Genomic DNA, 18,302 nt, shown 5'->3' with positions numbered 1-18,302 from the left:
TTTGAATGGTTTCGTTTCGCTCATACTAAGAAAAAAGAAGGGGTGCGTTATGGAGCGAAATGAAGCAATTGATTATATAAAGTTTTTTGCTATATTAGCGGTTGTTATCATTCATACATTTCCGATTGATGGCGAAGTTGTTCTATTTATTCTCGATAACTTTGCTCGTTTTGCTGTTCCTTTTTTCTTTACAGCTTCAGGATATCTGTTTGGCTTAAAAATGCTGACCACAAAATATTCGTGGACATACACATTTAAGTATATTTTTAAGCTTATAAAAATCTACGTTTGCTGGTTCATTTTTTATGCTCTTTACGATCTTTTTATCATATATGAAAAAGGAGAGAATGTAACCAAAGAAATTTCCTCTTATTTTGAAAAGCTGACATTGAAAAATGTTTTTTACTATGGAGAAGGAACAAGTGCTTATCAGCTTTGGTTTTTAACTGCTCTTATTTGGAGTACTCTTATTGTTTATATGTTCGTAAAAGTAAAAAAACTGTATATGCTTTTACCGATCAGCTTTTTTTTATATATAGCAGGACTTTTCGGTCAGTCTTATGCGCTTTTTTATAAGGTGTCCGTGAGTACAAGAGACGCGCTTTTTTTTGGCTTGTTTTATACAACCCTTGGCTGTTTTTTTGCTCTTCACCCAGGCCTTTCAGCGCCAAGACCTATTTCCTCTTCCATTTATAGAACGTTCTTTTTTCTATTTATCCTGCTTCAAGCAACAGAAGCATATGTGCTTCGCTATGTGTTACACGCTCCTTTTGGAGAGTACTTCTTATCTACTTTCTTTCTGACTTTCTGTCTTTTTTCTTTTGCTCTTTCATATCCCCAGTATGGGAAAGGAAGCTTGCTTGCTAAAGTAGGAGCAAATGCTTTAGGAATTTACGTTATTCACGTCTTTTTTATTCGTATTTTAGATTTCCTCTTAAAGATGATTGGCATTGAAAGTCTTGAAGGCCATTTGTTATTGAATATTGTTTATACGCTCTTTATTTTTGTATTCTCATATATGACCTATGCTGGGCTCCAAAAAACCAAAAAGGCTGTAAACTTAAAAAACAGCTGAAGGAGGACCTTCAGCTGTTTTCGATAACACGATTTTTTCCTGCACCCATTCCGCATAAAAAAAGAAGAAGCGAAAAGAATAGCAAAAGGAAAAGGGGAATTGTCCATCCATGTGTTACATCGTGAAGTAACCCAAACAAAAATGGTCCAAGTGCGGCTAACAAATAGCCTAACGACTGAGCCATACCGGAAAGTTCAGCTGCCTCCTTGGCATTGCTTGTGCGAAGAGTAAAAAACATCATCGCAAGACTAAAAGCAGATCCTATTCCAATTCCTGATGAGATAATAAAAAGTTTTATAAAAGAAAGAGGTCCATATAAAATTCCAATGATTCCAATACATAAAAGAACTCCAGAAATGGTGACAAGGCCGCGCTGGTTGTTAAGCTTGCCTGCAATAATTGGAATAAGGAATGTAAAAGGAATGATAGCGAGCTGCATAAAAGAAAGAGTCCATCCCGCATCATCTGATGTTAGTCCTTGTTCTTTCAAAATATCAGGCATCCAAGCAATGATCGTATAAAATAAAACAGATTGAAGTCCCATGTAAAGCGAGATTTGCCAAGCGAGTTTTGATTTCCAAAGGGAGAGTGACGGCGTCTTTTTAAGCGTTTTGGCTTGTCTTTGGTAACCTGGTTTTTTAAGTTGCGGCAGCCATAACAAAAGCGCGATAAACGATAAAATTCCCCAGCATCCAAGCGCTCCTTTCCATCCTAAGCTTGTGGCCACTGAGATAGGATGACTTATTCCAGAACCAATTGCTCCGCATAAGTTCATTGAAACCGCATAGACTCCAGTCATTAAACCAACATTATGAGCAAAGTCTTGTTTAATTAAACTTGGCAAAAGAACGTTACACACTGCAATAGCGAGTCCAATGAAAAGAGTGCCGATAAATAAAAGGCCTACCCCACTTGTTGAACGAATAAAGATTCCCATTGTTAAAAGAAGTAGGGAAAGAAAAAGAGTAGCTCCCATCCCAACTTTATTTGCCACTTTTGCTGCAAACGGTGAAAGAGCCGCAAAAGCAAGTAATGGAACAGTTGTCAACATTCCTCCTGCAGTGCTTGAGAGATGTAGCTGCTCTCTGATCGAAGAAAGCAAAGGACCAACAGATGTGAGAGGTGCACGTAAATTTGCACCAATAAAGATAATGCCAATTAAAAGAAACACTTTTGTCTCAGCTGCTGTGCTATTTGAATTTCTAAGTGTTTTTGTACTGTGCTCCATTTTTTATCCTTCTTTCTGTACGTGTTTCATATTCCTTCGTCAGATTATCACAATGAGCACAACCTGTATAGTAGAAAGCGCCAATTATTTCTACGTAATCTTCCTCCTTCTTTTAGGGAACGCTAAATGAGAACCTCATTTTATAAAGAGCGAAAAACAACAAAGGGAGGATGTCAAAATGCTAACATCGCGCCAGCTTTCAGAGTTTAAAAACCAGCTTTTAGAGCGCAAAAAAGAATTATCCGTTCATTTTGAAGACAATGATCACTTTAATTTACAGAGAAGCTTAAGAGACTCAACAGCAGAGCTTTCCCTTTACGATAATCATCCAGGTGACCTTGCTACAGAAGAGTACGAACGTGAGAAAGACGTTGCCCTAAATGAAAACTTTAGAGCTGAGTATGAAGGAGTAGAAAGAGCGCTTGAAGCGATTTCAAAAGGAACATATGGAATTTGTGAAGTATGCCAAGAGCAAATTCCAGTTGAACGATTAGAAGCGTTACCAACAGCAAGATATTGTGTAGAGCATGCCCCTGACCAGTTTGTGTCACATGGACGTCCGATTGAAGAGGATGTATTAATGCCTCCGTTTGGACAGTATGATTTAGACGATAAATTTGAGAATGTGGCATATGATGCGGAAGATTCTTGGCAAGACGCTTCATCATATGGTACATCAGAATCTCCAGCAGATTTTTATGATCCTCCTGAAGATTATCAAAACACATATATTGAGTCAGATGAGAACTATGGATATGTAGAAGACTACGAAAACTTTGTTGGGGTTGATATCGACGGGAAAAATATTACGATCTTCCCAAACAAAGAGCATGAGGAATATGAAAACGTGTTGGATGAAGAAGGTATTATGACGGAGTTTGGCGATTTAGAGCCATACGAAAAAGATCCATATACAGAAGACTAAAGGCTAAAAAGCCAAAATCTTATAGGTTTTGGCTTCTTGCTTTAAATAGCGGTTTTGTTGAGGAAGATGTTCCAACAATAACAATGGAAGAAATAACGAGAATAATGCCGAAATATTGAAAAACATCAAGGCGTTCATGAAAAAATAGAAAGCTTGCCAGAGCAGCTACAACAGGTTCAAGCGTAGCTACAATTGAGGCTCTGCTTGATTCCACGTAGCTTAGTCCCTTTGTATAGAGTAAAAAAGCAAGCATTGTGGAGAAGAAACCAAGTCCTATTCCATAAAGTAAAACGTCTATGTGAAGTAAGCGCTGTGGTGAAGACAGCAGGCCGCTAAACGGCATGATAGCGATTGCAGCAAATACAAAGGTATAAACAGTCACAGTGATTGATTCGTACTTTTTTAATGCAAATTTGCCAAAAATGCTGTAAAGAGAATAAAAGAAACCAGAGCCAAGCCCAGCAAGTAAACCATAAAGTGAAATGGTTGTATCATTTGAAAAAATTCCTACAACAAAAGCGCAGCCGCAAAATGTCATAAGGAGTGCGATTACTTTTTGAAGGGTAAACGCTTCCTTGAATAAAAGGTAAGATAAAATCATCACAAAGGCAGGAGCTGTGTAAAGAAGAATCGCTGAAATAGAAACGGACGTTTCTTTAATAGCTGTGAACATACAAAGATTAAAGAAGACAATACTAACAATACCTGTTCCAACAAAATAACGGCTGTCGCGTATATGAATTTTTAACATCTTCTTATTATGTATAAAGGTATAACAAAGAAGAAAAATAGCCGCCATTAATGTGCGAATAGCAACAACTTCAGCTGGAGTAAAACCAAGTTCATAAAGTTTTGTAACAAAGACGCCAATAATTCCCCAAAGAGAAGCTCCCCCTACAATATAAAGATAAGCGAGCTTTTTATTCATAAAAATCCCTCCTTATTCGTTTTTCTAAATTGTAATCGACAAAAGGAGCTGTTGCAATGGGGATAAAAGAGACATTTTCTAAGATAGGTGATAAACATGGAAGGTAGCTGGATTTCGATTCTCCCATTTTTAGTTGTCATTCCGATTGCTGTGTGGACGAAACAAGTGTTACCAGGGCTTTTGGTTGGTTTATTAATTGGCTCCTATCTTCATACCCCTTCACTTATTGGAGGGATGGAGACGATGCTTCATTATATTGTACAGGCACTAATTGATAAAAATAATATTGAAATTATCGTATTCCTTTATTCGTTTTCTGGTTTAATTGGCATGATTAAAACATCAGGGGGAATTAAAGGGTTTGTAGAAAAAGCAGCTGAAAAGATTGATACAAAAAAGAAAGCGCTGCTGCTCACATATGTTTCAACAATTGGAACATTTAGTGCACCAACGTTTCGATTTGTCACAATAGCGCCTATTATGCGTGCCCTTTTAAAAAAGGTGAAAATGACGACAAAAGAATTAGGATTTGTTATTGAAACAACTGCAACGCCCATTATTGTATTGATTCCTGTTGCAACCGCTTTTGTAGGGTATATGGTTTCAATCATCCAAATTTCACTGCAAAACCAAAAGATTACGGAAGATCCGTATACGATGTTTATTAAAAGCATTCCATACAATTTTTTTGCTTTCGTTATTATTTTGGTTGGCATTTATTTAAGCTTTTTTCACCACTCAAAATCAAATGCTCCAACACAAGTTGAAACAGAAGCAGAAGAAGAAGAAGACTGGCATACGTGTCATCCTGCTGTTTCAAAAGATTTACCGTCCAAACCGTGGAATCTTCTTGTTCCTCTTATTCTTGTTATTTTATTAACGCTTTTTTTAACATGGTGGAGTGGTCACACGAAAGCTAATAGCTTTTTTGGAGCATTTATTAAAGCAGATGTTCTTCAAGCAATGGTTGTATCTCTTCTTATAACTATTTTGCTTTCAGCCTTTTTCTTTCTTTTTCAACGTTTTAAGATTAATGATCTTATTACAAGTTTTGTTACTGGAGGAAATGATTTAATGTCAGTCGTGCTGCTCCTTTCAGTTGTATGGGGGCTTTCCTCTGTTGCCGAAGACTTGGGGTTTTCTCAGTTCATCACAGCTCACTCGGGTTGGATTCCACAAATGTTTGTAACTCCGCTTCTTTTTTTATTTGGAGCAGCTGTTTCTTATTTTATTGGTTCAGCATGGGGAACGTGGGGAATTCTTATGCCTCTAGGTGTTTCCATTGCCTCTGTTTCTGGCGTTTCACTTCCATTAATTATAGGAGCAGTATTTGCGAGCGGATCTTTTGGGGCTTTTTCATCCCCGCTTAGCGATGATACAAACACAATCGCTAAAATTTTGAATTTATCTGTTGTTGATTACGCACGCTATAAATTAAAGCCTGCTTTGATTGCGGCTGTCATTGCAGCTGTCCTTTATACAGCAACTATTTTCTTTATATGAAGACAAGGAGTGAAGATATGGAACAATCATTAAAGTATTTGCGTGAAATTTTAGCGGCACATGTTGACAGAGATGTGCTAGGGAGAACCATTTATGAACGTCTCTCAACATATGAATACGAAACAGAAGAAGCATTTGTAGAAGATTTAACAACAAAAGAAAGTCACTATTTGAATGCCATTTTAACAGAAGCGATTGATTACTCTAATCAAGAACAAGACAAAGAGCGCGCGCGTCAGCTTAGTGATATTTATGAAGTTTTATTTATTTAAAAAGAAACGAGCGATTTTTTCGTTCGTTTTTTTTTCTTTCCTTCCTTTGAAAAAAACGGAGTGTATTTGTAGAATAGAGAGGAGAAGATAAAAAGAAAAAGGTGTAAAAATGAAAAAATATATTGTCGTTGGAGCAGGAATTCTTGGTGCTTCAACAGCCTATCATTTAGCAAAAAAAGGAGCAGAGGTTGTTGTGGTTGATCGAAAAGATCGCGGGAGAGCAACAGATGCTGCAGCAGGTATTGTTTGTCCGTGGCTTTCACAGCGTCGTAACAAAGTGTGGTATGCACTTGCTAAAGGTGGAGCAAAATACTATCATCGTTTAATTTCTAATCTTGAAGAAGATGGAGAGTATGAAACAGGCTATAAAAGAGTTGGAGCTATTAGTCTTCATTATGATGAAAAGAAATTAGATGGAATGGAAAAGAGAGCATACAAACGTCGAGAAGAGGCACCTGAAATCGGCGAGATTACAAGGTTAAACAAGGAAGAAACAAAAAAGCGATTTCCTCTTTTAAGTGACGAATATAGTTCTGTACATATAAGCGGAGCAGCCCGTGTAAATGGACGGGCGCTTAGAGAAGCTCTTCTTAATGGAGCAAAAAAGCATGGTGCAACACTCTTAGAAGGAAATGCCGCTCTTTTGGAAGAAGAGGGAGAAGTTACGGGAGTAAAAATAAACAATGAAGACATTTATGGTGGAGAAGTCATTATTACAGGTGGAGCATGGGCAGATGAGCTTTTAAAACCATTAGGGCTAGAATTTTTAGTAACGTTCCAAAAAGCGCAAATTGTCCATTTACACGTGGAAGAAGATACAGGGAACTGGCCTGTTGTGATTCCACCGAATGATCAATATATTTTAACGTTTGAAGACGGGAAAATGGTTATTGGAGCAACGCATGAGAACGATACAGGCTTTGATTACCGGGTAACAGCAGGTGGACTTCACGAAGTATTAGATAAAGCTATCTCTGTTGCACCAGGCATCTCAAATAGTGAAATTGTGGAAACAAGAGTAGGTTTTCGACCGTTCACACCAGGGTTCTTGCCTGTTTTTGGCCCTGTTCCAACTATTAAGAATGTATTTGTAGCAAATGGACTTGGTGCATCGGGTTTAACGTCGGGACCTTATCTTGGGAGTGAACTTGCCAAACTTGTTCTTGGAGAAGAAACAGAGCTTGATCATAATAATTATTCTGTTGAGGAAGCTCTCACTTCAATAAAAGCATAGCTTTTTATAGTTTCGTGTGTTACGATTTATTTTTACTGAAGAATAGGACGTGAAATGATGATTAAAATTAGTATTCCAGCACCAGATGTAACAATTACAAGAAGAAAACAGCCTGAAAACGCAGAACCAAAAATTCGCCCAATTAACGGCTTTATTGATCTTCACGAAATTCCACGTGATAAAGGTGGGATGATTTTCTTCTATAATAAAGAAGATGAGGTGCTTTTTGTCGGAAAAGCGCGCAAGCTAAGACAGCGTGTGAAAAGACATCTTGAAGATAACGTATCACCATTAAAACCTTACAGAGATGAAATCTACAAAATTTCCGTATCTTTTGTAGAACGTCCTGTTGACCGTGAAATTTATGAAACATATGCAATTAATGAACTAGAAGCAAAATATAACATTGATAAAGTGTTTTATAAATAAGGGAAGAAAAGCGCGCGCAAACCTTTCATATCGAAAGGTTTGCACTCGCTTTTTTTTATAAGAAGGTAGATGAATATGGTCAAGCGTCAGGTTCATCTAGTCTTGCAGAAGAATAGGAGTAAGATAAGGAAACGACCTTTAGGTAAGGTCGTTTTTTTATTCAATCTCAATTTTTCGCTGTTTTTGCTCGCCCTTTTGCAAAATGACTTTTAAAATGCCGTCTTGATAAAGCGCTCGTGCTTTTTCTTCCTGAACAGAGCATGGGAGAGCAACAAGTCGTTCTGTTTTTTTTATGGAAGAGCTCCTCATTGAAACATATTCTTCACTTACATCTTCAACAGTTTGGTTGTACTCTGCTGAGATTTTTAAATGATCTCCAATAAGTTTAATCTCAATATGTTCTTTGCGGAATCCAGGAACTTCTGCTTCCACAATCACTTCATCCTCTGTTTCATAAACATCCACATAAAAGGATTGTTGATTCAATAAATGGCCAAGCTGCCCTGCAGATTCTTGAAAAAGAGAGTCAAACGATTTTACAACGTTCTGAAGAGAACTTTCAAATAGCTTTGAAAGCTTATTATCATTAGAGTCCATTCTAATGCCTCCTCTAGGTATTTTTACTACAGAGTATGCATCCGGATTTCAAAACGTACGTGCAATAAAAAAACAATATAATTTATTTTAAGCTTGCAAGAAAAATATTTTCTTGTTAAAATCGTTTCATAGCTAACGATTTTGAAAATTCGATGAGGTGAGTCATATTTATTCATTTGATAAGGAAGGAAAGCTTTTGCAAGAAGAGAAAGAAATCATGGATGTCTTAACAAATGCCAAAGTTGGCTCACTTGATTTGAAAGCCATTGCTGTTGTGACAAACATTTATCGAGTTGCACAAGGACTACGGAATAAAATGGAGAGAGAAGTGCTCTCTCAATATGGATTATCATGGACTGCTTTTTCACTTCTTTATGATTTATGGGTAAGAGAAGGAGAAGAAACAAAAGCATTAGCCGAGTCAGCTGGCGTAACAAAAGCTACAATCAGCAATATTACGAAGACGCTTGAGCGTAAGGAGCTTTGTTACCGTAAAAGTGATGTTAGAGATCGGCGCAAAACATATGTTTTTTTAACAGATGAAGGAAAAAAAGTGATCGAAGAGCTTTATCCTCATTTTCATCAAGGTGAAGTTGAGATTGTCTCAAGTTTAGACTCGGAGGAGAAAGACTATATGTCACATCTGCTTCGAAAAGTAATTCGAGCGAACAAATTTTAAAAGTTCATATTTAAAAAGCAATGAGAGGAACTCTAGTAGCGGTTATCTCCCTATTTCAGAGAGTCGGCGGGTGGTGTGAGTCGATATAAAGATAATGCGAAATACAGTCCTTGAGCTTTCTTTGCCTGATAAAAAAGCAAAGAACGGAAGAACCGTTAATCATGAAGTGGAAGAATACTTGTATTCTTCAATAAGGGTGGTACCGCGTGTCAACAACAACCACGTCCCTTTTTAGGAGACGTGGTTTTTTTATATTTAAGGAGGAAGAAAAATGGAAAATTTCATCGAGAAATTAACAAGAGAACAAAAAGAAGAAGTAAAGAGACAAATGAAGTTGTACACTCAAGGTGTGCAAGAAATCATTCCAGCAGAAGAATTAGAACAGAAGCTCGCTAAGTCTATTCTTAACAATGAACCCTTAAAAATTAAACTAGGATTGGATCCTTCTGCTCCTGATGTGCATCTCGGACACACGGTTGTATTGAATAAAATGCGTCAGTTTCAGGAAAATGGACATAAGATTCAGCTGTTAATTGGGGACTTCACGGGGAAAATTGGGGATCCAACAGGAAAATCAGTAGCGCGTAAACAGCTTACAGATGAAGAAGTAAAGAGAAATGCTAAAACATACTTTGAGCAATTTGGAAAAGTAATGGATATGTCAAAAGTAGACCTTTACTACAATTCAAAATGGCTCTCAAAGCTAAATTTTGAAGAGGTTATCGGCTTAGCTGGTAAAATAACAGTAGCAAGATTATTAGAAAGAGATGACTTTGAAGAACGTATTGCATTAGGGAAACCAATTTCCTTACATGAATTTTTCTACCCTGTGATGCAAGGATATGATTCCGTGATGTTAGAGTGTGATATTGAATTAGGTGGAACAGATCAACATTTTAATATTTTAATGGGTAGACATTTTCAAGAGAAGTTTGGAAAAGAAAAACAAGTTGCGCTTTTAATGCCTCTGTTAGAAGGGCTTGACGGCGTTGAAAAAATGTCGAAATCTAAAAATAACTACATTGGAATTGACGAAACTCCTGAGGAGATGTATGGAAAAGCTATGTCTATTAGGGATGAGCAGATGATTAAATACTTTGAGCTTGTGACAAAGTTCACTCCAGAGGAAATAGCTAAAATAAAGGCGGATTTAGAAACAGGTGAGCTTCATCCGAAAAAAGCTAAAATGCTTCTCGCTGAAACGATTGTAAGCATGTACCATGATAAAGAAGCAGCTAAAAAAGCAGGCCAACACTTTGCTTCCGTATTTCAACAAGGAGCGATCCCAACAAATGTTGCTGAAATAGAATGGAATGCAGGAGAAACAGCATCTCCTATTGATCTTATTATGCATGCTAACTTACTCGGTTCTAGAAGCGAAGCTCGGAGAATGATTGACAATAACGGCGTGAAAATAAATGGAGAGAAAGTTGTCCACAAAGATGAGCAGTTAGTAATCTCTGATGGTTTAGTTATTCAAATTGGAAAACGCAAATTTGCAAAAATAAGAGTAAAAGCTTAAAGAAAGAGAGGAATCCTCTCTTTCTTTTTTTTGCGAACATAGCCATTCTGTAAATAATCTTTACGCTATTAGCTTATGATAACAACAGAAGAAAGCATTATATATAGGGCGAAAAGGAGAAGGTCAAAATGAAAAGAGTGTTGCTTCTTTTAGCAGACGGATTTGAAGCTGTTGAAGCGAGCGTGTTTACAGATGTTTTTGGATGGAACGAAATAGAAGGTAACGGTGAGACAGAACTTGTGACAGCAGGGCTGAGGGAAGAACTAAAATGTACGTGGAATTTTCGAGTGAAGCCTGAAATGCTTTTACAGGACGTAAAAGTAGAAGATTTCGATGCCCTTGCTATTGGTGGAGGATTTGAACAAGCAGGGTATTTTAAAGATGCGTTTTCTAAAGAATTTCAGGATATTATTCAACAGTTTCATCAGCAGAAAAAAATAATCGGAGCTATTTGCATAGCCGCTTTAGCGCTTGGGAAAAGCGGGATTTTAAAAGGGAAAAAAGCAACAACATACAGCTACCCTGGAAATACGAGAAAACAGGAGTTACAGCAGTTTGGAGCAGAGGTAGTTCAAGCGCCATTTATTGAGGAGGGAAACATTATTACATGCGCAAGTCCATCGGTAGGCTTTGATGTTTCCTTTCTTATGTTAGAAAAGTTAACTTCAAGAAAAAACGTTGAGAAAGTAAGAGGTTTAATGGGTTTCTCATAAACTTATTATGTAAACAATTTTTAAGAAAAAAATAGTAAAAGTGGTAACCTTTCTCTCCCTTTTTCGTATATGATAAGAGAAGGAGGTGGGCCACACTTTGGGTAGATTGCTCTTTTTATTTTTTATTGCCCTGCTTGGCATTATTTTACGTTATATTATTTTGGGGGAATTTGAGTGGGAGCATATTGTGATAGTCTCTTTCTTTTTAGTTGGAGCGTTTTTTCTTTTAATTTTTATAAAGTGGAGAGTCAGCCTTGATGAAAAGTACATACCAGCACAATCGGAAAAAAAGCTTTGGACAACCCGAATAGGTGAGCGACATTCAAAAGGAAGAAAAATGCTTTACTTCGGTGAAACAAAGCGGGGAGAATACCGCCGTTACTATGCGAAGTGGTGGCATAAAATAATTGTGGATATTCTTGAAGGAGACGGACAATGGTATATGAACCTAGCTGTAAAATGGGAGGATGGAGATGAAATCCGATTTATTGACCAAACTGAAAAAGTATGGAAGCTGAATTGGGGATGGAAAATTATCCAAGATAGCAAGGAAATCGGAATGATTAAAACTGATTTTTCACTGAAAAATTCGGCCAAGTTGAAAGAAAAGTTTTGTTTACATTATAACGGCTCTCTTTATGAATTCTACTCTTCTAGTATTGGATCAAATATAAAGGTGAAAAAAGGGGGAGAAATGGTAGCAGAAGGCGGCCAATGTGAATTTTTGAAGAATCGGTACTATTTTGACGTGAAAGAAAAGTTTCAGCATCATGAAAACTTGCTTGTTATGACCTACCTTTTATTTAACTATGTTCATAAGCAGTAAAAAAAAGAAGGCTTTTTAAAAGCCTTCTTTTTCAATAAAAACCACAATTTGAGGAAGCGATCCCTCCTAAAGTAGCAGAACTTTTCAATGATTTCTATGTTTCAAAATGACAAGAAACGTTAAATTTGCTCCTTTAATCCCTTTTTGCGGAGGATCTTAACAGAATGACTTCTGTGCTGATCATTACAGCAGAGCAAGACTCGCTTGCAAAGGAAGCAGATTTATATGCAGAAAAATTACAAAAGGCTGGCATAGAGGTGACATATAAAAAATATAAAGGAACAGTACACGGTTTTATACATAGCGGAAGTTTAGAAAAAGCTGAAAGCGCATGGCACTTTATTCGTGATACATTGAAAAATAAAAAATATACCCTTTTTAAATAAATAAAATTTCCTCTTTTATATCTTGACGCTCTATAGTGAACGTCAGGATTTTTACTATCTAACATCTCTGTTATAAATATGGGAATTAATAAGCTGTGCACGTATTTGTCGCTTCGTTTGATATGTTAAAAAACAGTTATAGCGTAAAATTTATTTTTGAATGGCACGTTCTTCTAAGCGAGATATTAGTTTATAATAGCCAAGCAAAATTAGTAGCAAGAAAGGATCAAGAATTGCAGCATGCCATAATCTCCACCAGCCATAGTGAAAATACCCCCATGGTTCAGGTAACTTTGTTATTACTTCATAGAGAAGAATGAAAATTACCCAAAGGACAATATAAGCTGCTTTTTGAATCAATGTTTTATGAACAGGATACCAATTTAAAAACATAATATTTACAGGAGGAATCAACAGCGTATGAGGAAGAAGCCCTAGCCAGTCAATTTCCCGATCAAAGTACCAATAACCGTGATATTTATATTCAATCATAAGATCAAATAGTTGCTGAAAGGCGATGGTAAACATCCAAATATGTAAAATTTGATGAGCTGTTAACGTTCTATTTGTTTTAAAGGCGATCACGTTAAATACAATAATAGCAACAATCAGTCCAACCATACTCTTTTCCTTTCAGCAAAATTTTATAAAAAAATCCGTGTTTTCTTAGAATGAACGTTATAGAGGGAAGTTATACAAAAGGAGAGGAAAGGTTAGAAAAGGGAAAGAGTTATCTATTAGTTTTCTGAATATTTAAATTTAATTATATTCTTATAAGGAAATATTTGAAAAATAAAAATCTTTTTTAATTTCTCTATTATTATAAAAAGGATATATTGTTCTCCTGAAAAAAACAATTGTATTTTTAGGAGGAATTTATTATTATAGAATAAGTAATAAAGTATTGCACTTATAAATAATAAGCATGTTCTCAACTATTCCAGTAAATATAAAGATGATTTTGGAAGGCAGCTTTAGTACAAGCAGAAAAAGCTTAGCCCTCTTTCATCACGTGGAGACTACAGAGAAAAGAGGAGGAACAAAAGTGGAGAAAGAAGAGCTACAAAGAGGACTGAAGTCGCGTCATATTCAAATGATTGCTCTAGGAGGAACAATCGGTGTTGGTTTGTTTATGGGATCAACAAGCACAATTCAGTGGACAGGCCCGTCCGTACTCCTAGCATATGCGATTTGCGGTATTTTTATCTTTTTTGTTATGAGAGCAATGGGGGAAATGCTTTACGTTGAACCAAGCACAGGTTCTTTTGCCACATTTGGTCATAAGTATATTCATCCATTGGCAGGATATATGACAGCATGGAGCAACTGGTTTCAGTGGATTATTGTTGGAATGTCTGAAATTATTGCGGTTGGAGCATACATGAAGTTTTGGTTTCCAGACTTGCCGGCTTGGATTCCAGGGATCGTAGCTATGGCTATTCTTGGAGCAGCTAATTTAGTGTCTGTTAAATCATTTGGGGAATTTGAATTTTGGTTCGCGATGATTAAAATAGTTACAATTGTGCTTATGATTATTGCAGGAATTGGCCTTATCTTCTTTGGACTTGGAAATGGCGGAGATGCAATTGGAATTTCAAATCTTTGGGAGCATGGCGGCTTTTTTGCTGGAGGTTGGTCTGGATTTTTCTTTGCCCTTTCTCTTGTAATTGCCGCTTATCAAGGAGTAGAACTTATTGGAATTACAGCAGGAGAAGCACAAAATCCACAGAAAACATTGAGAAGTGCTATTCAAAGTATTATCTGGCGTATTTTAATCTTCTACATTGGAGCTATTTTTGTTATTGTAACTGTGTATCCTTGGAATGAGCTTAACTCATTAGGCAGTCCATTTGTGTCTACATTTGCAAAAGTGGGTATTACAGCAGCAGCAGGGATCATTAACTTCGTCGTCATTACAGCAGCGATGTCAGGATGTAACAGCGGAATTTTCAGTGCAGGGCGCATGCTCTACACATTAGGTCTAAATGGACAAGCACCAAAGTTTTTTACAAAAGTTTCTCGCAATGGTGTTCCACTATACGGTACGATAGCTGTGCTTATCGGCTTAGCAATTGGCGTTGTATTAAATTACGTTGCACCTCCTAAAATCTTTGTGTACGTATATAGTGCAAGTGTTCTTCCAGGTATGGTGCCTTGGTTTGTGATTTTAATTAGTCAAATCCGTTTTAGAAAGGCTAAAGGAGACGAAATGAAGAAACATCCATTCAAAATGCCTTTTGCTCCTTTCACAAACTACTTAACAATTGCCTTTTTATTAATGGTTCTTGTTGGAATGTGGTTTAACGATGAAACGAGAGTATCGCTAGTTGTCGGGATTGTTTTTCTTATTATTGTAACGCTTAGTTATTATGCTTTTGGAATTCATAAGCGTTCCACATTAGCTAAAGAAAACGAGCAGCATAAAGCAGGATAAAAAAAGCGTGTGAAATATCTATTTCACACGCTTTTTTTTAGGTTGTTTTCTCTGTTGTTGTTTTGCGTAATGATCCGATAATCATCCTATTTAGCAATGATTTTACCGTCATGCTAAGGAAACTATAATACCAATTCCATTTCCTGCTCCATCGAATCAGCTTTGTATATTTTTCAGCCCACGTTTCGACTAGGACAATGACACTGACAAAAGATAGAGTTTTATAAACCGTTATTATTACGCCGTCCTTCTTTGTTGTTTCGTTTATAAGGATGGACGTTACAGGGTATAAGAGAAAATCAAACAGGACGTGAATTCTGAAATCCCGTTTTAGCAGTCTAACAGGATATTTGATCAATTTTCGGTTAACAATAAACTTATCGATAATGCCATTTGTAAAGCCATTCAGCAAGAAAGTTAACAAAAAGTTTTTCATTCCCATTCTTTTTAATAAAAAAGGGCATAGTAGCAATGTAAAGAAGAACAAAAATTTCAAAAAGCCTTTCTCAAACGTTTTGCTCATATTTTCAACCACCTTTTGCGATACTTGATAATAAGGGAATGCCGTTATGATAATAAGAGGCTTAGCTTCTGTCGCTTATTGTGGATGAGAACTAGGCGTATTATACAGAGAAAAAGAACAATAGAAAAAAACCGTCTGACTTTTTAAAAACAGACGGTTTTTTCTTTATGCTTGAACACGGCTTCGCCCTTTACTTTCAACGACATAAATTGAAAATCCTATTATAAACGCTACTGCAACGAAAGTAGCTCCAATCCATGGAAGAGAGGTGAGCCCCATATGAGTAATAACAACTCCTCCAAGAAAAGCTCCAAATGCATTTCCTAAGTTTGCTGCAGAATGGTTAGATGTTGAAGCAAGAGCAGGGGCTTCGTGCGCAAGATTCATAATCTTAACTTGAACACCAGGCATAACAGCGAACGCTGCCGCTCCCCAGAAGAACATTGTAATCACTGCTGCCACAGGGCTTTTTACTGTAACAGTGAATATTAAAAGAAGGACACAAATTGTCGCAAATATTCCGAAGATAGAGGGCATAAGCTTCCAATCTGCCAGTTTTCCTCCTACGATGTTTCCTAACGTAACACCACAACCGTACAGCACAAGAATCCATGTTACGCTATGTTCATGAAATCCAGTGACGTCTACAAGCAACGGCGTAATGTAAGTGAAAACAGTAAATAAACTTCCACATCCTAATGCACTAAGCAGAAGGAAAAGAAGAAGCTTTGGCTGTTTAAATGCGCTAAACTGTTTCGTTAAGTTTGAAGACGCTTCTTGACGAAGTTTTGGAATAAAAATAATGATGCCAATAAAAGCGATAAGCCCCATTATTGTAATTGCTCCAAATGAAGCTCTCCATCCTAAATGTTGCCCAATGAAGGTTCCAACAGGCACGCCGACAATATTAGCAATCGTTAAGCCTGCCATCATTGTAGCAACAGCACTTGCACGTTTGTGTGCTTGAACAAGCTTTGAAGCAATAACAGCTCCAACACCAAAAAATGTACCGTGACATAATGCAGTTAAAAGTCTAGCGCCCATTAATAATTCATAATTTGGAGCAATGATAGCAAATGCATTTCCAAGAATAAATAAAAACATGAGTAAGCAAAGCAGCATTTTTTGAGGAACCCTGTGTGTGAAAATCGTTAGGATAGGAGCCCCAATGGCAACGCCTAACGCGTAGCCTGTAATAAGCTGCCCTGCTTTTGAAATACTAACGTGAAGGTCTTCCGCAACGTTTGGAAGGATGCCCATAATAACGAACTCTGTCATTCCAATGGCAAAAGCACCTAACGTTAGGGAAAGAAGAGCAATTGGAAAAGGCTCTTTTTTTCCGCTAAGCTTTTGAGCTTGTGAAGAATTCATAACCTATTCAGCCTTTCTTTATAAAATAGAATAAAATATATCTAAAATGCAGTCCAGTTATTTATCATACTGAATTCATAGGAATTATACAAGGGAAGAAATTAAAATAACCATTAAGTTTAATAGAATAAGAGCGAAAATATGTAATGTAAAGCACACAGACAGAGAAGGGCTATAAATATAAAAGCCCCGACTTAGAAGAAAGGATAGCCTTCGCTAAGTCAAGTTCCACTTTAGGGTTAGATTTTTATAAACATCCTTATTTGTAATAAAATAGGGGTATGAGCAAAGGGGGGATGTCACTTTACAAAACTTTGTTTCAACTTTCCCTTTGTATGATGGTTATTTTTGGAGGGACGTTTGTTCTAAAGTATGTAAAAACAGGAGAAGTATTTGTAGATCAATTTTCTGGCTTTTTTATAGGCCTTGTTCTGTTTTTTCACTGCTTTTTTGGAAGGTTTATGATAAGAAAAGAACGTGAGGAGCGTCTAGATTTAGACGCTCTTTTTGCATGAAAACTTAACGGGCTTGATACGGTGACAAGTGTCAATTTAGATTATAAACATTGAAATGAAATATAAAAGATGTAAAAAGAATGAAGGATAAACGAACCTTCTTTACTTTTTGATTAACTTTGCAATAGAAGAAGAGTAAGGAACTCTAGTTTGGGGTATTAACAACCATAAACAAGTCGTATATTTATCATGTTTTCCGAAAAACTAGTTGCAAATAGAAAAGAATAAGCGTATGCTGTATATATAAATAGTAATTTAAGAAATACAAATTACTAAAATGAAGAAAAAGGGGAATTCGTGTGGCGAAATACAAGACAGAAAAAGAGATGTTAGATCATTATCGTTCATCAGACTATATTACACCTGATGGCTATACGTCAGACATCGCCATTTTCACCATCCAGTCATATAAGAAAGAAGAAAAAGCACCACCGGTTATGAAGCTTTCTCTTATGCTTATTAAACGAGCTGAAAAGGACAAAGAAGGAAATCCAAATGTTGAAGGAGGAAAATGGGCAATTCCAGGAGGATTTGTTGATGCGAATCATAAGGAAACAGCTTTGGAAGCAGCAAAAAGAGAGCTCAAAGAAGAAACAAACATAGACGGTCTTCATATTCAGCATTTTGGAGTGTATGATCGCATTGGCCGAGATCCGCGGGGATGGATGATTTCAAATGCTTTTTATGCTGTTGTACCTGAAGAGCTTGTAGAACAGCGAAAAGCAAGTGACGATGCAGCAGAAGTAGAGCTCTTCACAATGGAAGAAGTATTCAAGCTTGATCTTGCTTTTGATCATCGACAAATCATTGAAGATGCTCTTTCCTTTATAAAAAAAGATATGATTCAAACAACGCTTGCTAAAAATTTTCTACCGAGTGAATTTTCGCTATCTGAACTGCAACGTGTTCTGTTAACAGTTGGAGAAGATCCTCGTATTTCAACAGATTCTGTTTTTTTTACAAAGGCACCAAAACTTCCGTTTATTGAGAAAGTATTGGATGAAAAAGGTCAGCCGAAAAAAACAAAACGCAATTCATTTCGACCGTCACAACTTTACCGTTTCAATAGTATTGAAATCGTTCAGTCTGTTTATCATTAGGGAAGAGTTTCTTTCCTAATCAAACTTTAGTTTCACTAATTT

General features: G+C 36.7%; 19 protein-coding genes, 1 pseudogene and 1 other annotated feature. Of the genes and pseudogenes, 14 read left to right on the top strand and 6 right to left on the bottom strand.

Features of this window, described 5'->3' with window-relative positions:
• Positions 1–49: 49 nt before the first annotated feature.
• Positions 50–1,075 (top strand): acyltransferase, encoded by a 1,026-nt coding sequence (locus BM012_RS07690; protein ID WP_061805187.1) that lies wholly within the window; start codon positions 50–52, stop codon positions 1,073–1,075.
• Between the two features lie 10 nt (positions 1,076–1,085).
• On the opposite strand, the gene BM012_RS07685 is transcribed toward BM012_RS07690, so the two are convergent.
• Positions 1,086–2,303, bottom strand: coding sequence for a CynX/NimT family MFS transporter (locus BM012_RS07685; protein ID WP_061805188.1), 1,218 nt, complete (start codon positions 2,301–2,303; stop codon positions 1,086–1,088).
• A 178-nt stretch (positions 2,304–2,481) separates the two neighbouring features.
• Between BM012_RS07685 and BM012_RS07680 the strand changes: the two genes are divergently transcribed.
• Positions 2,482–3,228: a TraR/DksA C4-type zinc finger protein gene (locus BM012_RS07680; RefSeq protein WP_061805189.1), complete on the top strand. Its 747-nt coding sequence runs from the start codon at positions 2,482–2,484 to the stop codon at positions 3,226–3,228.
• 19 nt (positions 3,229–3,247) lie between these two features.
• On the opposite strand, the gene BM012_RS07675 is transcribed toward BM012_RS07680, so the two are convergent.
• Positions 3,248–4,156: a DMT family transporter gene (locus BM012_RS07675; protein ID WP_061805190.1), complete on the bottom strand. Its 909-nt coding sequence runs from the start codon at positions 4,154–4,156 to the stop codon at positions 3,248–3,250.
• Between the two features lie 96 nt (positions 4,157–4,252).
• On the opposite strand from BM012_RS07675, the gene BM012_RS07670 reads away from it, so the two are divergent.
• The 4 genes from BM012_RS07670 to BM012_RS07655 all read left to right on the top strand — a co-directional run bounded on the left by BM012_RS07670 (position 4,253) and on the right by BM012_RS07655 (position 7,594).
• Entirely contained in the window at positions 4,253–5,659 is a 1,407-nt protein-coding gene (locus BM012_RS07670; protein WP_061805191.1) for a Na+/H+ antiporter NhaC family protein, read from the top strand.
• A gap of 17 nt (positions 5,660–5,676) precedes the next feature.
• Positions 5,677–5,931 (top strand): sigma-G-dependent sporulation-specific acid-soluble spore protein CsgA, encoded by a 255-nt coding sequence (locus BM012_RS07665; RefSeq protein ID WP_019395482.1) that lies wholly within the window; start codon positions 5,677–5,679, stop codon positions 5,929–5,931.
• Between the two features lie 109 nt (positions 5,932–6,040).
• Positions 6,041–7,165, top strand: coding sequence for an NAD(P)/FAD-dependent oxidoreductase (locus BM012_RS07660; RefSeq protein WP_061805192.1), 1,125 nt, complete (start codon positions 6,041–6,043; stop codon positions 7,163–7,165).
• A gap of 57 nt (positions 7,166–7,222) precedes the next feature.
• A complete protein-coding gene (locus tag BM012_RS07655; protein ID WP_061805193.1) occupies positions 7,223–7,594 on the top strand; it encodes a GIY-YIG nuclease family protein in 372 nt (123 codons plus the stop codon).
• 156 nt (positions 7,595–7,750) lie between these two features.
• Here the strand turns inward: BM012_RS07655 and BM012_RS07650 are convergent, their stop codons facing one another.
• A complete protein-coding gene (locus BM012_RS07650; RefSeq protein WP_061805194.1) occupies positions 7,751–8,191 on the bottom strand; it encodes an Hsp20/alpha crystallin family protein in 441 nt (146 codons plus the stop codon).
• Between the two features lie 217 nt (positions 8,192–8,408).
• On the opposite strand from BM012_RS07650, the gene BM012_RS07645 reads away from it, so the two are divergent.
• The 5 genes and pseudogenes from BM012_RS07645 to BM012_RS07625 form a co-directional block, all read left to right on the top strand.
• Entirely contained in the window at positions 8,409–8,870 is a 462-nt protein-coding gene (locus tag BM012_RS07645; protein ID WP_061805238.1) for a MarR family transcriptional regulator, read from the top strand.
• 11 nt (positions 8,871–8,881) lie between these two features.
• Positions 8,882–9,102, top strand: a binding site (T-box leader).
• Between the two features lie 39 nt (positions 9,103–9,141).
• Positions 9,142–10,392: a tyrosine--tRNA ligase gene (tyrS, locus tag BM012_RS07640; RefSeq protein ID WP_061805195.1), complete on the top strand. Its 1,251-nt coding sequence runs from the start codon at positions 9,142–9,144 to the stop codon at positions 10,390–10,392.
• A 128-nt stretch (positions 10,393–10,520) separates the two neighbouring features.
• Complete coding sequence (locus BM012_RS07635; protein WP_061805196.1) at positions 10,521–11,105, top strand: DJ-1/PfpI family protein; 585 nt, start codon at positions 10,521–10,523, stop codon at positions 11,103–11,105.
• Between the two features lie 97 nt (positions 11,106–11,202).
• On the top strand, positions 11,203–11,931 hold the full coding sequence (locus BM012_RS07630; RefSeq protein ID WP_061805197.1) for a hypothetical protein: 729 nt from the start codon (positions 11,203–11,205) through the stop codon (positions 11,929–11,931).
• 152 nt (positions 11,932–12,083) lie between these two features.
• Positions 12,084–12,317 (top strand): annotated as a pseudogene (locus BM012_RS07625) (alpha/beta hydrolase); the annotation flags it as partial.
• A 150-nt stretch (positions 12,318–12,467) separates the two neighbouring features.
• On the opposite strand, the gene BM012_RS07620 reads toward BM012_RS07625, so the two are convergent.
• The gene (locus BM012_RS07620) at positions 12,468–12,938 is read right to left on the bottom strand and encodes a hypothetical protein (protein WP_061805199.1); all 471 of its coding nucleotides are present in this window, start codon (positions 12,936–12,938) and stop codon (positions 12,468–12,470) included.
• Positions 12,939–13,410: 472 nt separating this feature from the next.
• Here BM012_RS07620 and BM012_RS07615 point away from each other — a divergent pair, with 472 nt between their 5' ends.
• Positions 13,411–14,751: an amino acid permease gene (locus tag BM012_RS07615; protein WP_061805239.1), complete on the top strand. Its 1,341-nt coding sequence runs from the start codon at positions 13,411–13,413 to the stop codon at positions 14,749–14,751.
• Between the two features lie 37 nt (positions 14,752–14,788).
• Here the strand turns inward: BM012_RS07615 and BM012_RS07610 are convergent, their stop codons facing one another.
• Both BM012_RS07610 and BM012_RS07605 read right to left on the bottom strand, forming a co-directional pair.
• A complete protein-coding gene (locus BM012_RS07610; protein WP_061805200.1) occupies positions 14,789–15,274 on the bottom strand; it encodes a CBO0543 family protein in 486 nt (161 codons plus the stop codon).
• Positions 15,275–15,439: 165 nt separating this feature from the next.
• On the bottom strand, positions 15,440–16,645 hold the full coding sequence (locus tag BM012_RS07605) for an MFS transporter (protein ID WP_061805201.1): 1,206 nt from the start codon (positions 16,643–16,645) through the stop codon (positions 15,440–15,442).
• 296 nt (positions 16,646–16,941) lie between these two features.
• Here BM012_RS07605 and BM012_RS07600 point away from each other — a divergent pair, with 296 nt between their 5' ends.
• Both BM012_RS07600 and BM012_RS07595 read left to right on the top strand, forming a co-directional pair.
• Positions 16,942–17,160 carry a hypothetical protein gene (locus BM012_RS07600; RefSeq protein ID WP_061805202.1) on the top strand — a complete coding sequence of 73 codons (219 nt, stop codon included), beginning with the start codon at positions 16,942–16,944 and terminating at the stop codon, positions 17,158–17,160.
• A 299-nt stretch (positions 17,161–17,459) separates the two neighbouring features.
• Positions 17,460–18,260, top strand: coding sequence for an NUDIX domain-containing protein (locus BM012_RS07595; RefSeq protein ID WP_061805203.1), 801 nt, complete (start codon positions 17,460–17,462; stop codon positions 18,258–18,260).
• Positions 18,261–18,302 lie beyond the last annotated feature (42 nt).

Origin of the sequence: Priestia endophytica DSM 13796 (genome assembly GCF_900115845.1) — a bacterium.
GTDB lineage: Bacteria > Bacillota > Bacilli > Bacillales > Bacillaceae_H > Bacillus_I > Bacillus_I endophytica.
This window is presented reverse-complemented; position numbering and strand designations above follow the sequence as displayed.